Annotated in this window: 10 protein-coding genes; 7 read left to right on the forward strand and 3 right to left on the reverse strand. The window is 51.0% G+C overall.

Going from position 1 to position 15415, the window contains the following annotated elements; genetic code table 11:
- The first annotated feature begins 66 nt into the window (after positions 1-66).
- From parC to V5T57_RS09640, 7 genes are all read left to right on the forward strand, one after another.
- Positions 67-2331 carry a DNA topoisomerase IV subunit A gene (gene parC / locus V5T57_RS09610; RefSeq protein ID WP_332890987.1) on the forward strand — a complete coding sequence of 755 codons (2265 nt, stop codon included), beginning with the start codon at positions 67-69 and terminating at the stop codon, positions 2329-2331.
- 177 nt (positions 2332-2508) lie between these two features.
- Complete coding sequence (locus V5T57_RS09615; RefSeq protein WP_332890988.1) at positions 2509-3066, forward strand: TRAP transporter small permease subunit; 558 nt, start codon at positions 2509-2511, stop codon at positions 3064-3066.
- Positions 3066-4454 carry a TRAP transporter large permease gene (locus V5T57_RS09620; protein ID WP_332890989.1) on the forward strand — a complete coding sequence of 463 codons (1389 nt, stop codon included), beginning with the start codon at positions 3066-3068 and terminating at the stop codon, positions 4452-4454. The genes V5T57_RS09615 and V5T57_RS09620 overlap by 1 nt, the downstream gene beginning before the upstream one ends.
- Positions 4455-4470: 16 nt before the next feature.
- The gene (locus tag V5T57_RS09625) at positions 4471-5595 is read left to right on the forward strand and encodes a polysaccharide deacetylase family protein (protein ID WP_332890990.1); all 1125 of its coding nucleotides are present in this window, start codon (positions 4471-4473) and stop codon (positions 5593-5595) included.
- Between the two features lie 199 nt (positions 5596-5794).
- A complete protein-coding gene (locus tag V5T57_RS09630; RefSeq protein WP_332890991.1) occupies positions 5795-7486 on the forward strand; it encodes an amino acid adenylation domain-containing protein in 1692 nt (563 codons plus the stop codon).
- Positions 7483-8388 (forward strand): AAC(3) family N-acetyltransferase, encoded by a 906-nt coding sequence (locus V5T57_RS09635; RefSeq protein WP_332890992.1) that lies wholly within the window; start codon positions 7483-7485, stop codon positions 8386-8388. The genes V5T57_RS09630 and V5T57_RS09635 overlap by 4 nt, the downstream gene beginning before the upstream one ends.
- A 3-nt stretch (positions 8389-8391) precedes the next feature.
- On the forward strand, positions 8392-9594 hold the full coding sequence (locus tag V5T57_RS09640; protein WP_332890993.1) for a glycosyltransferase family 4 protein: 1203 nt from the start codon (positions 8392-8394) through the stop codon (positions 9592-9594).
- On the opposite strand, the gene V5T57_RS09645 is transcribed toward V5T57_RS09640, so the two are convergent.
- From V5T57_RS09645 to V5T57_RS09655, 3 genes are all read right to left on the reverse strand, one after another.
- Positions 9584-9820, reverse strand: a complete 237-nt coding sequence (locus V5T57_RS09645) for an acyl carrier protein (RefSeq protein WP_332890994.1) — start codon at positions 9818-9820, stop codon at positions 9584-9586. The genes V5T57_RS09640 and V5T57_RS09645 overlap by 11 nt on opposite strands.
- 376 nt (positions 9821-10196) lie before the next feature.
- Positions 10197-10706 (reverse strand): hypothetical protein, encoded by a 510-nt coding sequence (locus V5T57_RS09650; RefSeq protein WP_332890995.1) that lies wholly within the window; start codon positions 10704-10706, stop codon positions 10197-10199.
- Positions 10707-10966: 260 nt separating this feature from the next.
- Positions 10967-15412 carry a DNA translocase FtsK gene (locus V5T57_RS09655; protein WP_332890996.1) on the reverse strand — a complete coding sequence of 1482 codons (4446 nt, stop codon included), beginning with the start codon at positions 15410-15412 and terminating at the stop codon, positions 10967-10969.
- Positions 15413-15415 lie beyond the last annotated feature (3 nt).

Below are 15415 nucleotides of genomic sequence, written 5' to 3' on the forward strand. Positions count from 1 at the left end.
TTTCGTTTGTTATGTCTGCCAGTATGCCAGACAGCCACCTTTTAAGCGGCCTCCTGTAAGCTTCTTATGTCCGATACCTACGAACAGATTGATCCATGTAACCTACGTGAAGAGCTGGAGAGCCGGTATTTGGCTTATGCGCTCTCCACCATTATCAGCCGTTCTCTGCCTGATGTGCGGGATGGTTTGAAACCGGTACACCGGCGTATTCTCTACGCCATGCGTGCTCTTAGGTTGGATCCCAACAGCTCCTATAAAAAGTCGGCCCGTGTGGTTGGGGATGTGATTGGTAAGTACCATCCCCACGGTGACCAGGCTGCTTATGATGCCATGGTGCGTCTGGCTCAGGAGTTTGCGGTACGCTATCCCCTGGTTGATGGACAAGGCAACTTTGGCAATATCGATGGGGACTCCGCCGCGGCCATGCGTTATACCGAGGCACGTTTAACCTCGGTAGCTAAGGCCCTGCTGGAAGATTTGGAGATGGACACGGTGGACTTTATGGCCACCTATGATGGTTCCATGGAGGAGCCTGTTGTCCTACCTGCGCGTTTTCCCAATCTCTTGGCCAACGGTTCTTCAGGTATTGCGGTGGGTATGTCCACCAACGTTCCCCCGCATAATGTTGGGGAGATTTTAGATGCCTGCCTGCAGTTGGTGAAAAAACCGTCCATCACCGTTGAAGAGCTCATGGCTTTCCTGCCGGCTCCGGATTTTCCCACCGGTGGTATTCTCATGGCGGATCATGCCGAACGGCTGGAGGTCTATACCGAAGGTAAGGGGAGTCTGCGTTTACGTGCCCGTTGGGATGTCGAAGACTTAGGGCGTGGGCAGTGGCAGATTGTGGTTACGGAAATTCCGTATCAGGTGCAAAAATCACGTTTGATTGAGCGTATTGCCCAGCTGGTTATTGATAAGAAGTGCCCTTTCTTGACCAATGTGCGAGATGAGTCTGACGAAAATCTACGTATCGTACTAGAGCCGCGAACTCGGACGCTGGACCCTGAGTTGATTATGGCCTTCCTCTTCCGTCATTCTGATCTGGAGTCACGGGCTGGCTTTAATCTCAATGTTATTATTGGTGGGCATCGTCCTGAGGTGTTGGATCTTAAGGGCATACTGCGTCACTGGTTGGATCACCGTTTTGTGGTGCACACCCGCCGGGCCAGCTATGAGCTGGGTAAAATCCGTGATCGCCTGCACCTATTACAAGCGTTCCTCATTGTTCATTTGAATATTGATGAGGTGGTGGAGATCATTAAAACCAATGATGATCCAGCGCCTGTCTTAATGCAGCGCTTTAGTCTGGATGAGATCCAGGCTGAGGCGATTCTCAATATGCGTTTGCGTAATTTACGTAAGCTTGAGGAGATGAAAATCCGTAAGGAGATGGAAGAGCTGCAAGCGCGGGCTGCTGAACTGGAGGCGATGCTGGCTGATGATAAAATTATGTGGCGTGCCATCCGCGAAGAGTTAAAGGCCACCCGTAAAGAGTTCGCCGATGAGCGCCGTACTGAGATCACCGGTTCAGTTGAAGAGATCCATGTACGGCCCGAAGATTTTGTGGAAAAAGAGCCTGTCTCGGTCATTCTCTCTAAAATGGGCTGGATTAAAGCCAATAAAGGTCATGATATCAATCTCGAGACCTTACGCTTTAAGGGGGATGATGAACTGCTGCGGGCCTTCCCCAGTTACACCAATCAGTCGATCTCTTTTATCAGTCAGAGTGGTAAGCTGTTCACCGTACTGGGGAGTAACCTACCCGCTGGTAAAGGTTTTGGTGAACCGCTGACAGGTATGTTTGACCTGGATGGTGGCGACCGGGTGCTATGGGCTCTTGCTGTAGACCCCGATCAGGAGTATCTGGTCATTACCCGGTTAGGGCAGGGCTTTAGGGTTAAGGGGACAGACCTTATTGCCAACCAGCGTAAGGGCAAACAGTTGATTACCCTTAAAAGTGGTGATCAACTGCTCCATATGCATAGGATTAAAGGCCCTTGGGTGGGGGCCATCAGTCGTAGTCGTCGCCTTCTGATCTTCCCCATCGAGCAGTTCCCCTTAATGGCCAAAGGTAAGGGTGTACGGGTACAAAAACTGACCGGTGATGAAGTGATTGTTGATGTCACAACCTTTACCGATGAAGAAGGCTTTGTGCTGGATTCTGGTAAAAAGACCAAGCTGATTACCGATTATGATCAGTGGCATGGCAACCGTGCTCAGCGAGGGGCCATGTTGCCTCATGGCTTCCTCAGTGGCGCCGTCTTTAAAGGAACCGGGGCATCCCCCTTAAAAGCGGGTAAAGGTCTGACCGGTGAACTGTTTGATGACTAGTTTGATTGCGTATTAAGCTGTGGTGCCGTTTGCCCAAGGTGGGTGAGGGGACCCTTTTGTTTGGGCCCATGTCGGTTACTGACAGATATGGAGTGGGGGGGGAGCACTTTTTTACCCCTCTTTAGTATGCCTATGTTTTAGCCGTCATGTGTATAAGTAATGATATAAGGCTGGGGTATGATCCGCTTTCTTCAGTGGCTGGATAGCATCAATGAAGGTGTTGGTCGGGTGATATCCTGGTTGACGTTGGCCATGGTGGTGGTCACCTTTGCCGTAGTGGTTTTACGCTACCAGTTTAATATGGGCTCCATTGCCATGCAGGAGTCTATTACCTACATGCATGGTCTCTTGTTTATGCTGGGTGCAGGTTATACCCTGCGTCATGAAGGTCATGTACGGGTAGACCTCTTCTACCGCCCTCGACCCCCTAAGACCCAAGCACTCATCAATCTTCTTGGCACGTTTTTTCTGCTTTTTCCGTTAATGATCTTTCTATTGATCATCAGTTTTGACTATGTGGCGGCCTCTTGGTCAATCCATGAGGGTTCCCGCGAGGCGGGTGGGTTAGAAGGGGTTTGGCTGCTAAAAAGCGCCTTGCTTATCATGCCAGTACTCATGATTTTACAAGGGGTTGCTCAGGCTGGTAAAGCGGTATTGATCCTAAAGGGTCAGGAAATTCCGGGGTTGACCCGTGGTGATGCAGCCAAAGAACCGCGTGAGCAGGAGCAGGCATAATGTTTGAAGATTATGCTGTCCTATACATGTTTGCGACGGTCTGTTTGGTGTTGTTAATGGGCTATCCCGTGGCTTTTTCACTGGCGGGTACCGCTTTGATCTTCGCCTGGGTTGGTAGTCTGTATGATCTGTACGATTTGACCGAGTTGGCATTTATGCCCAACCGACTGTACGGCATCATGACCAATGAGACCCTCATTGCTGTCCCCCTGTTTATCTTCATGGGTATGATGTTGGAGCGATCTTGTGTCGCGGAACAGTTGCTGGATACCATGGCGTCCCTGTTTGGCGCTGTACGGGGTGGTTTGGGCATTTCTGTGACCCTTGTGGGCATGCTCATGGCAGCCAGTACCGGTATTGTTGGGGCAACTGTAGTGACTATGGGGCTGTTGTCACTGCCCACCATGATCCGCCGTAACTATGACCCGGCCTTGGCCACAGGTATTATCTGTGCGGCAGGCACCTTAGGTCAGATTATCCCCCCTTCCATTGTGCTGGTCTTACTGGGGGATGTCATCTCTGCTGCGTATCAGCAGGCTCAGTTGGATATGGGCAGTTATGCGCTGCAGACAGTTTCGGTTGGGGATCTGTTTGTCGGGGCGTTACTGCCTGGTTTAATGCTTGTTGGGTTTTATATCCTTTACCTCCTCTGGCTGGCATGGCGTCGGCCGGCAATGGTTCCGGCCATTCCTGCTCAAGAGCGGACCCTGCAAGGGTGGGCGCTTGGCAAGCGGGTGCTGCAGGTTTTGGTACCCCCCTTATTTCTAATTTTGGCGGTATTGGGTTCAATCTTAGGTGGTCTGGCAACCCCAACTGAAGCGGCTTCCGTGGGCGCCATGGGGGCGATGGTTCTGGCCGCTTTTCAAGGACAGCTAAGCTTTAAGACCCTGCAAGAGGTGATGCAAGGTACCACCCGTGTAACCAGCATGGTTTTTTTAATCTTTGTCGGGGCGACCCTCTTCTCTCTGGTTTTTAGAGGGTTTGGTGGGGATACATTGGTGGCAGATTTTCTGGGAGATCTGCCTGGGGGTAAGTTTGGGGCAATGTTAGCTGTGATGTTGCTCATGTTTGTCTTGGGTTTTTTCATCGATTTTATTGAGATCACCTTTGTGGTGGTACCGATTGTTGGTCCTATTCTGCTGCAAATGGGGTTTGATCCCGTTTGGTTGGGGGTGATGATTGCCATTAATTTACAAACCTCCTTTTTAACCCCACCTTTTGGTTTTTCCCTCTTTTATCTACGTGGGGTCGCACCCGCACAGATCTCTACTCAACAGATGTATCGTGGTGTTCTTCCCTTTATTTTTATCCAAATGGTAACCTTGGCGGCACTGGCGCAATGGCCCATTCTTGCGACCTGGTTACCTTCATGGGTGTATGGTCCGTAGAATTTAGGAGAAATGCATGTCTATTGAGCTCTATCTCTCTGCGGACTACGAGCTGTACTTTGCCCGTAACCGGCTGCCCGAAGCTGAGGTTCTTATTCCCCCAACCCAGCAGTTAATGGCGCAATGTGAGGCCGTTCATGCCCCTTTAACGCTGTTTTGTGATGTCGCCTGTCTTATGCGCTATCAACAGTGGGGCGAGTTGGACTTTGTACGCGCTGTTGAACAGCAGTTGCAGGAGGCCATCCGGCGGGGTCACGATGTACAACTGCATTTGCATCCTCACTGGTTCCGTACCCAGCGGGATGATCAGGGGGGATATCAGTTTGCCCCAGAAGATTATCTGCTGGGCAGCTATGAGCCGGACCCAGCGCAACAACCCGCTCAATTTGATCAGATGATCGGGCAGGGTAAAGCCTATTTGGAGACCCTGTTACAAGGGGTGGATAGCCACTACCAGTGCAACAGCTTTAGGGGGGGTGGGTATGGTTTACAGCCGGGTACCGAAGCGTTGTTTACGGCTCTACAAAAGCATGGTGTGGTGGTTGATTCCAGTGTAGTGCCGGGTTACTACCTGAAAACAGCGGTGCATCGGGTAGATTTTCGTGAGATGGTGGGGCGGTCTAACCAGTGGTTTGGCCCTGAGCATGGGTTAAGTTCATCTGCCCCAAAAGGGGGGGGGCTTTTTGAGGTCCCCATTGGGGCAGCCAACCTCCCCGATGTGCCCAGTTGGAATGCGTGGCCTGAGGCGCTGGGGCGTTGTATGAATACCCTAAGATATGGTGGCCCGGCTCAAGACCCTCGGGGTGAGCCGGTAGGCTGGCAGTCACCACCTTTGCTACCCTGGCATAAACGGCCTAAACAGGCTTGGTGGGATCTGCATGCTGTACGTAATCGCGGTTTTGCTAAGTTAGAGATGCACAGCAGCTCTCGCTTAATGTTGGCCATTATGGAGGGGCACCTAGAACGGGAGGCACCCTATGAGGGTACGCACTACCTCTCGATGAATGGGCATCCTAAAGGCATGTTCCAGCCCCATTTCCATGCACTGGGTCAGTTTGTTAAACAGGTACGGGCCCGCTATGGGCAGGGTGTACACTTTTTAACCTTTACCGACTTGGCTCAGCGGTTTGATGGATCATGACCACAGGCGGTAAGGTTAAACTCCGTTGTGCGGAGTAGGGTCAAGATAAAGGTAAGAGATATCCCCCTCCTTCATGCCGTATGAATCGGTATCTTGGCTTGATTTGAGCAACTATTCACGTCATGTTTGAGCGATAACGACAGCTTTTGGACGCGGCATAGAACAGTAGGGGTGGACAGAGCTTATGGTTGGTCAAAGTATGGATAGCAAAAAGCTCTCGGCTTCAGTCGAATGTTGTAAACCAGGGTGGGCTAATCCCAGTCTGGATGTTGGCCTGTTGCATCATGCCGTGAGCTATTGGGCTGAACAGCAACCTGACCATCCTGCCGTGGATGATGGAAGCTGTATCTGGAACTATGGTGCCTTGGCCCAGGCAATGGTTGCACTGGCTGCCCAGATAGGCCAAACCGCTTTACCGATCAATGGACGTGTGGCGCTGTTTATGGACAGCCGCGCAGATGCCATTTTGGCAATGCTAGGTACTCTGCAGGCAGGGGGCTGTTATGTGCCCATCGATCCAGACTATCCTGCCCCTCGTGTGGCGGCAATTTTAGAAGATGCTGAGGCTACAGTTTTAATGACAGCCTCAGCCTTTTTACCACAGCTTGAGCGGCTGCTTGAAGCGCATGGTCAAACCCTCCCCAAAACCCTGATTGTTCTGGATGGGCAGGTAGCGGATATTTCCCAAGCCCTGCAGCAAGGTTTTACCGATGTTGTCTGTTTTGATCGTCAACAACTTGCCCCCCAAACCTATCAGCCACCCCGGCGTACAGAAGCGGATCTGGCCTATATCATCTTTACCTCTGGTACCACAGGCCGCCCAAAAGGGGTGATGCTCAGCCATGCCAACGTCAAAGCGTTTATCCGCTGGTCTGTGGATTATTTAAAGGTCTCCCCTCAGGACCGTATTGCCAACCATGCCAGTATTGCTTTTGATCTAAGTGTGCTGCCCATCTATACCGCACTTATGGGGGGGGCAACCCTCTATCCGGTCATTGAGGTCCGGGATAAAGCCTTTCCTATGGATTTTATTCAGCGTCATGAAATCACCATATGGACCTCTGTTCCCAGCATATTGGGGTTGATGATCCAGGCAAAACAGATGCCTGTGGGTGCCTTTGAACCCCATCTACGTGCAGCCGTTTTTTGTGGGGAGGCTATGCTTCCTGCCCATGCACAGGCATTGATGGAGAGTCATCCGGATGTTGCGGTGATCAACCTTTATGGTCCGACGGAAGCTGCGGTAGCTTGTACCTACCATCATGTCGGGGTTGATGCTCCTTTTGATGCCAATAAGCCCGTGCCCATTGGTGTGCCGTGCCGGGATGCTGAAATTGTTATTTTAAAAAATGACGAAGATACCCTCTGCGCACCAGGTGAACTGGGCCGTTTGATGATTACGGGAACCCAAGTCGCGCAAGGCTATTGGCGGAGACCCGAACTCAGTGCCGAAAAATTCTATGCAAACCCGCTACATCCGACCTTTCCTCAGCCGATGTATGATACAGGAGATTTGGCGTATCGGGATGAGTCCGGGTTGCTTCACTATGGGGGCAGACGGGATTTTCAGGTTAAATTCCGCGGTTTTCGTATTGAGCTCGGAGATATTGAGGCTACCTTGGCCAGTCATCCGCAGCTTAATGAGGTTGCGGTGGTTTACCATGAGCAGCCCATTCCCAGCCTGGAAGCCGCTTATACCTTGGTGCCGGGTCAGGTGATGAGGGCGGATTCGGATGAAGCCAAAGCTTTTTCCTTTGAACTGGTCGATTATTTAAAAGCTCGCTTACCGGCCTATATGGTGCCGGGGCGCTGGACACAACTGGAAAAACTGCCCCAAAACAGCAATGGTAAAATTGATCGCCATGCCTTGAAAGCCCAACTGGAACCATGAATATTTATCGCATCAAACAGGTGATTCCTAAACCTTTATACCCGTTGATTTCACCACTCTATGGGTGGATCAAACAGGCTCAGCAACGCTTGATTCTACTTCGTGAAGGCCCGGATATTCAGCCGGAAGTTTTTCGCGGTATGCTGCAGGAGCTGGGCATTCAAAAAGGGTCTATCGTTCTAGTGCATAGTGCGATGGATGGCATTTTGGAGCGGGTTCCCGGGATGAATCCGGTTAAGTTAATTGAGCTGCTAACAGATATGGTCGGTGAAGAGGGCACATTGTTAATGCCGACCTTTCCTTTTCGTGGGCGGCAACGGGATTATATTGAACAACAGCCTGTTTTTGATCGCCAAAAAACCCCTTCACGTGTGGGGCTTATGACGGAAATTTTTCGTCGTATGCCGGGTGTGACGCGCTCTTTACACCCCACCCACCCCTTGGCTGGGCGAGGGGCCATGGCCGCATCGTTACTAAATGAGCACCACATGGGGCGCACTTTTGGGGATGCGACTTCGCCCTTTTACAAGCTGGTTGAACACAAAGCACTGATTGTAGGGTTGGGCATTGACCTGGATTTTACCATCCAGTATGTACCAGAAGAGCGTCATCCTCGTTTTCGGGATAAGGTCTTTGCTGCAGATCCGGTGATGTTGACCATGAAAGATCAAGGGCAGGAAATTCCTTATGCCATTCATCCCACCATTGCTTACCGTGACTATGACCATTTGTGGGAAATTTTAGAGCAATTTAAGGCAGAAGGCATTGTGACGACACTCAGCCGAAAAGGTCTAACGTGTACCTCCGTTCGGGCTGATCGTTATCTGGAACGCTATAATCGGCTGATGGATCAAGGGACCACACTCTTTACCACAACCCCCCCCAGCAAACAGGAATCATAAACCATGGGGGAGCCCACATCTGAGCCACCACTGAAAGTTCTTGAAGTCTATTCTCAAGTCTATACCCATATTAAAGGGGGGTTGCAGACCATGCTGCACACCCTGGTGGATGAGCTTGGCCAAAAGCATCGCATCACTTTTTTCGAGGCGGCCCATTGGCAGCATACAACGTTGGAACAGCGGGTTGAAAAAGGCTATACCCACTACCGAAAACGGTTACGCTCCCCATTGGACCGTAATAACCCTGTCATGGGGTTTATAGGGTGGCTAAGGGAGTTCCCCAAAAGTCTTTGGCAGCTACGACAGTTATGTCGTCAAGAGCAGATTGAGATTATTCATCTACATACGCTACAAGAGCACCATGCCTATTTTCGCATGTTATCCATCCTTGGTGGGCCACCCTATGTCATTACACTGCACGGTTCAGATGTGGCCAAGTTTGATCGGCAAAAGGGGCTGGTCCGCTGGTTATTGCAGTGGAGTTTAAAGGGGGCATCGGCTGTGGTCTCTGTTTCCCAAACACTGCATAACGATGCCCAACAAGTGTTTGCTGCTGATCTACCTTTAACGTGGATCGCCAATGGTATTGATACAACGCCACCAAACAGAGCCCCCATAACACCACCTTTTAGCGATACCTCCCAGCCATATTGTATTCTTGCAGGCCATTTGGACCCCAATAAAGGGCAAGATCTGGCCATTCAAGCATGGTTAAGGCTGCGGCAACGGCAACCTGACTTGCACCTGCTACTGATTGGTAGCTTGGAGCCCCAGCCCCAGTATGAAAAAGAGGTGCGGGCTCTGCTTGAAAAGGAGTTGTCGCCGGGTCGTATTCATCTGCTCGGTGGGCTCTGCCGTGATGAAACTTTGGCATTAGCGGCTTCTCCCAACTGTGTTGGTTGGTTAATGCCTTCGTTACGAGAGGGGTTGCCGTACGCACTTCTCGAGTGTGGCGTACTTGGCAAACCTTTGTTATGCAGCGGAGTTGAACCCTTTACGGACCTGGTTCAAGAGGGCACAGAAGCGGTTATGTTACCCCCTAGGGATGCCCAGGCTTGGGCTGAAGCGGTGTGTGAGTTACTGGAAAAACCAGGAGAGGCCCAGGCCCGTGCACAGGCGCTAAATCGGCGTGTCATCAAATCGTATAGTGCGACAGGTATGGCCAATGCCTATGCAGATTTGTTCAATAAACTGCTTAATCGCTGAGTTTACCGGCCTGTTTTAAAAAGTCGGTAATCCGTTCCACACTATTGATCTCACCAATTTGATCAAACTCAAACGAGACATCATAGTGACTCTCAATGGCTGTAATCAGTGTTAACTGTCCATAAGAGTCCCACCCATGGGTTTTCCCCATGGCACTTTGGTCGGTCACTTCCTGTAAGTTCAGGGTCTGTTGAATAAAGCTGCGTAGTGCGTCTTGAGATGTCATGCCGGTTCACTTATGACGGTGCGTTAATTATTGATCCAGTGTAGCCAATGATCCCACCTGTTAACAAGTGGTGTTTGTGCCGAAAAATCGGAGTGTTGTGTCCATACAAAATAGGCCATACCCCGACCATCGGTTGTTCATAAGCACAGCGGACTGAGATACCATTATTTGGCCCCTAATAATCCCAGAAGAACAGCAAATGAATTGGTGTGGATCGAGGGGGTCCTGTTGATGACAAGCCATGTGTATGTTCTATCGTTTCTGCATCCGAACACATGAGTTTAAGGTAATGCCGCGTTGCTGTGTACGCTTGATCAAAAAGGGCCCGGTAATATAAGTATTACCGGGCCCTTTTTGACGCTGTATTCAGAAACTGTTAGTCATAGACTTTGGTCATAAAGTCTAACAATATGGTCTGAATAAGTTCTTGATCTACTTTGGAAAGCTTGTAGCTTTTCGGCTCTGCCGCTTCCTCATCAACCCAGCTATGTACCCACAATTTGCCGTCAGCAATGGCCTCTTCAAACATCAACCGATCTGCTTTTTCCAAGGCCTTTTCGCGGATAACCTCTCGCTGAAACCGGGGGTAGGTGTTCAACTGCACACGAGCAGCCTGCACGGTAATTTGGCTGCTGTAGGTTTGCCGGGTATCGGCATGAAAAGTCGGGTGGTGATAAGCAGAGCAGGGATAACCCCGGTTCTCCACCGCATCGGCCATGACATAGCACAGATGGCTGATCTCTTCTGTCAGTGTTTTCCAGGTCTCAATGCGTTGCTGCAGCTTATCCATGTCCGTGTAGCGAACACCATCATTTTTATGCCGCTCTTCAAAGACCTTTAACAGATCACTCACGCGAGATTTAAACTTTTTTTCCACATTTTTCATGGCAGGCTTCCCTTCATAGACCCCTCTTTTGCCGAGACATCCTCCCCCAGATTCGGTCAAAATAGGGTCTTTAATGGTATTAACACTATCATTGTATGCAAATATTATGACGTTCTTATGATTGAATGGTTTAGAAATCGACAGTGTGGCAAAAACATTGAGTTCATACAGGGTTGACGGACATGACGTAAGCGACTCAATGATAAAAAAGAGGCCTTAACACGGTTAAGGCCTCTTTTGTAAGCAAATAAGGTCGTTATTTACATCATGCTGGGCTGTTCAGGGGCCAATACTTCCCGTTTCCCTTGATGGTTCGCTTGGGAAATTAAGCCATCCTCTTCCATCTGCTCGACAATGCGTGCGGCACGGTTATAGCCAATTTTAAAATGGCGCTGGATCATACTGGTACTGACACGACGCTGTCGGATAATCAACTGTGCAGCCTGATCATAGAACTCGTCATAGTCTGTGCCACCACCCGCACCCGGTACTGCCATAGCTGAGCCGTCATCACCTGCAGCATCGCCCTCTTCATCCTCACGAGGGATCAACACATTATCGTTATAATCTGGCCCGCCAAACTGTTTCCAGTGATTCACCAGAGAGTGGACTTCGCCATCGGTGACAAAGGGGGCATGAATACGTTGTAGATGCGAGGTGCCTGGTGGTAGATAGAGTCCATCACCCATACCCAGCAGCCGATCAGCACCCATGGCATCCAAAATGGTGCGTGAGTCGGTGCGGGATGAAACCTGGAACGCCAAACGTGTGGGGAAGTTTGCTTTAATTAACCCGGTAATCACATCTACCGATGGACGCTGTGTTGCCAAGATAAGGTGTAGACCAGCAGCCCGTGCCATCTGTGCCAAGCGGGCAATGGCCGGTTCAACCTCTTTGCCAACTTGGATCATAAGGTCAGCCAACTCATCAATAACGATAACAATGAGTGGTTTTTTCTCGAGTGGAATCGGTTCATCACGTTCAACCGGTGCGCCGGTTTCTGGGTCAAAACCTACTTTGACCCGCCGTGTGGGCTGTTCTCCACTGGCGATCATCTGCTCCATTTTTTCATTGAAACCCGCAAGGTTTCGAACCCCAATCTCAGACATCAAGCGGTAACGCTCTTCCATCTCATGCACCGCCCATTTGAGCAGCGTTGCCGATTTATTAACATCGGTAACCACCGGTGCTAAGAGGTGGGGAATACCTTCATAAATGGAGAGTTCCAACATCTTGGGGTCGACCATAAGAAAGCGCACTTCATCGGGCCGAGCATGGAACAAAATGGAGCAGATCATGGCATTTACAGCCACAGATTTACCCGACCCTGTGGTACCAGCCACGAGTAGGTGGGGCATTTTAGCCAAATTGGCCACCACCGGCGAACCTTCGATATCCGACCCTAAAGCAACGGCCAAAGGGGCTTTGTTCTCTTTAAACTGTTTCGATTGTAGCACCTCACGAAGATAGACCGTTTCACGGCTTTCGTTGGGTACTTCAATACCAATGACGCTTTTACCCGGAATATTCCCCACAACCCGGACAGAAAGTGCAGAGATTGAGCGGGCTAAATCATCTGAAATCCCGACCACTTTTGAGGATTTTAAACCTGGTGCTGGATCCAGATCATAGGTGGTAACCACTGGACCTGGATGATAATCAATGATCTGCCCTTTGACCTTAAAGTGACCTAAAACCGCTTCCAACTGTCTGGCTTTAGCATTGAGCGCCGATTCATCCACAACATGAGCGGTTGGATCTGGCAGTTGTAACATCGAAAGATCGGGTAAAGTATATTTCTCTTCGGATGTTAGGGCCACTTTTTGTGGGGCTGGTGGGGTAACCAGTGGTGCTGGTTCAGGTTCTTCAACCGCAGGGATCGTGGTGACATCCTGCGAGACCTCATCAACGATCGGAGCGTCAGTTACCGCCTCTAAGTCGGCTGTAAAAGCTTCCGTGTCCGTAGGTGTGCTCGGTGTGGGGTCTGTCTCGACAGTGGCCTGTATAGGCGTTGGCAACTCGGGTTCAGGTTCCGAGAGCGCTTCTTCCTGACCGTTCTGTGCGGGAGGCTCCTCTACCGCTTCAACCACATCCTCTGTTGCCACTTCTGTTGCTAAGGGCTCTGGCTGTTCCTCGGATTCGGAAATAACAGAGGTGACATCATGATCTTGAGCGGGTTCCACTAAAGGCGTGGTCTCGACATCCTCACCAGCTTCATCATTTGGTGGTGTAATCTCCAGCGTTTCCTGCGCCACTTCAGGCTGTAAAGTGGCGGGGAGGGGAGATGTCTCAGGTTCTGTTGCAGGTGTTCTGAAAATCGATGTATCTGCAGGCGTTAAGGGGGCCTGACCAGCTGTACTGTGTGCAGATCCACTTGGCGAAACCGTATCTGTTGGTGAGGCCGCTTCTCCAACAACCGCACTGTTTGTGGCGGCCATTGCAGTTAATGCCGCTGCCGCCGGTGTCGGGGCTGATGGGGTTTGTTCAGGTTGAATAGAGCCATGACCAGGAGGAATATCCATCATCTCTGCCCGCTGAGTTTCAGCAGGTAGCAGATCTGGTGTGATGGCTAGATCCTCAGCGTTGTCAGCAGAATCGGCTGGGGTGATACTTCCGTGTGTTGCAAGAGGCGGTAGTTCACTGGATGGCGTATCCTTGCTGGCCCGCAGTGCCTGCATAATCCGGTCTTCTTTGGCCTGGAGTGAGCCGGTATCCTCAACTTCAGTCGTCTCAGCTTCTTGCGCCTGAACTTCTACCGAATGATCCACTTCCTGTTCATTGTCGGTTTCATTCTGAAAAGCAGGATGCAGTTTTTCAGCAACCTGACGGGCCGCTTCAATAATGTTAGGTACAGCCTGCTGGTCTCCGCTGGCAGTATCCTCGACAACAATTTCCCCTTCAGGCCCTTCATGCATATCCCCAGTTGCTTCAGCCAGTGCAACGGCTTCTGCAATGGTTAGTTCGGCCTCTTCTAAAGGGTTACCTTGATCGTCTGGATCAACCAACAGGTTAGCTGGTGTCGCCGGTAGCATCGGTTCTGCAGCCGCTTGTTCAAGCGTGGCTTTATCCTGTTCACCTAAAGCGGGCAGTAGGTCAGATTCTTCTTCTTGTAATAACCCTTTTTCTGCAACAGCTTGGGCCAGTGAGCTTAATGTAGGGTCTTCTTCTTCTGCCCCGTTTGGCTCGGTACTCGCTTCGCTCGCCCCATCCATGATTTCTGCTTCACCGCTGGCGGGCTCATGGCCATCTGGCAGACCTTTTTCGGCCATCTGTTGCACGATGCTCTCAGCCAGTGGGTCAAGCTCTTCCTCAGGCTCTAGAGGGGCCTCATCCATATGATCCACAGAGGGTACGGACTCAGCTGTTAGGGGAGCTGTTTCCTCATCCTGTGTTGTGGTTTCACGCGCCGGAGCCCAGTCCAGTTGAACGGTAGGTTTCGGCGCTTGATCTTCTTCTTGTTGCGCTGAGGAGCTCGGGTTTTGCAGGCGACTTTCAGTTTGGCCAACAACATTGGCCAAACTGGCTAACAGGGGATGTTCGGACTGTTTGTCATTGGATGGCTTTTCAACCCCCTGCAGGGTGGCATCCGCCAAAGCTTGAGAGAGATTTTGGTTGGTTTGCTCAGGGTCCGTATCTTCATCAAATGAAGGCTCTTGCATCTGACCTGTAGGGTCAAATTCATCAAAGCTGGGCTCTAAGCGCCAATCCTCTTCTTGCTGCTCTTCTGTGGCGGGCGCTTGGTCATCCATGGCGGCCATGGCGGCATCTTCATTACGCCCTGGTTTGCGCAGGGCGCGTGCCATGACCGGTCCACTATGACGGCTCTGGCTCTCTTCCTGAGCCTGCTTCTTCATAGCATCCAGCTGCCGGTTACGTCTGAGCTTGCCAAGGTTCAGTACAAAACGACCACCCTGTGCCAACAAGGAGCCGATCTGGTTAAAACCTTCTGCAACACGGGCGGCACCCTCATAAAGGGCGGTCGCTACTTTGGAGGGCTCTTCAGCCACCTGTCCGTCATGAACAGGATTGCTTCCTAATTCGGCAACCTGGCCCAACAGCTGCTCTTTGGCTTGGGATTTCTCCTCTTCCAAAGTCAGCTTCTCTTCACGTTGATCACGGAGCTGGTCCAGCTTCGCCAAGGTTTCAACCACCGAAATTTTAGTGGTGAGCAAAAAGCTGATGGCAAAAAGAGGCAGAAGTACAATTAGAGAACCCCATGCACCAAAGTTAAAGTGCATGACCCGACCCAACACAATCCCCAACCAACCACCGGGGCCAGCAGGCAAACCCTGATCCAGAGGAGGAGGGGGCAGGAGTAAGGTCAAGAGGGTACAAAGAGAGGCCAGGAATATGGGTAGAGCAACCATTCGATACCATGCGGTATCCAATGGAGGGCTACGGAACATGCGTATTCCCACGTAGCCGACTAAAAGCGGTAGAAGTACCGCAGACCAGCCCATGGTTTGGAACAAGACATCAGCCAAATACGCACCGGTCTGCCCAGCCAGATTTTCCGCAGGGAGCGGACTGGTATGGTTAAAAGAGGGATCGGCCCTATGATAAGAGGCCAAACTCAACGTCAAAAAAGCGGTTACACAGGCCAGAACAATACCAGTACCTTCCCGATATTGGGTCTGTCGTTTCTCGTCCTTGACGGCGTCAGTTCCTTTGACGCGATTACGCTGCTTGCCACGCGTAGATGCCACTTC

The sequence above is a fragment of the Magnetococcus sp. PR-3 genome, assembly GCF_036689865.1.
In the GTDB taxonomy this organism is placed as follows: domain Bacteria; phylum Pseudomonadota; class Magnetococcia; order Magnetococcales; family Magnetococcaceae; genus Magnetococcus.

Excerpts from the sequence above, each read along its gene's own strand:
- parC (WP_332890987.1), top strand. The coding sequence starts at position 67 with ATGTCCGATACCTACGAACAGATTGATCCATGTAACCTACGTGAAGAG.
- V5T57_RS09615 (WP_332890988.1), top strand. The coding sequence starts at position 2,509 with ATGATCCGCTTTCTTCAGTGGCTGGATAGCATCAATGAAGGTGTTGGT.
- V5T57_RS09620 (WP_332890989.1), top strand. The coding sequence starts at position 3,066 with ATGTTTGAAGATTATGCTGTCCTATACATGTTTGCGACGGTCTGTTTG.
- V5T57_RS09625 (WP_332890990.1), top strand. The coding sequence starts at position 4,471 with ATGTCTATTGAGCTCTATCTCTCTGCGGACTACGAGCTGTACTTTGCC.
- V5T57_RS09630 (WP_332890991.1), top strand. The coding sequence starts at position 5,795 with ATGGATAGCAAAAAGCTCTCGGCTTCAGTCGAATGTTGTAAACCAGGG.
- V5T57_RS09635 (WP_332890992.1), top strand. The coding sequence starts at position 7,483 with ATGAATATTTATCGCATCAAACAGGTGATTCCTAAACCTTTATACCCG.
- V5T57_RS09640 (WP_332890993.1), top strand. The coding sequence starts at position 8,392 with ATGGGGGAGCCCACATCTGAGCCACCACTGAAAGTTCTTGAAGTCTAT.
- V5T57_RS09645 (WP_332890994.1), bottom strand. The coding sequence starts at position 9,820 with ATGACATCTCAAGACGCACTACGCAGCTTTATTCAACAGACCCTGAAC.
- V5T57_RS09650 (WP_332890995.1), bottom strand. The coding sequence starts at position 10,706 with ATGAAAAATGTGGAAAAAAAGTTTAAATCTCGCGTGAGTGATCTGTTA.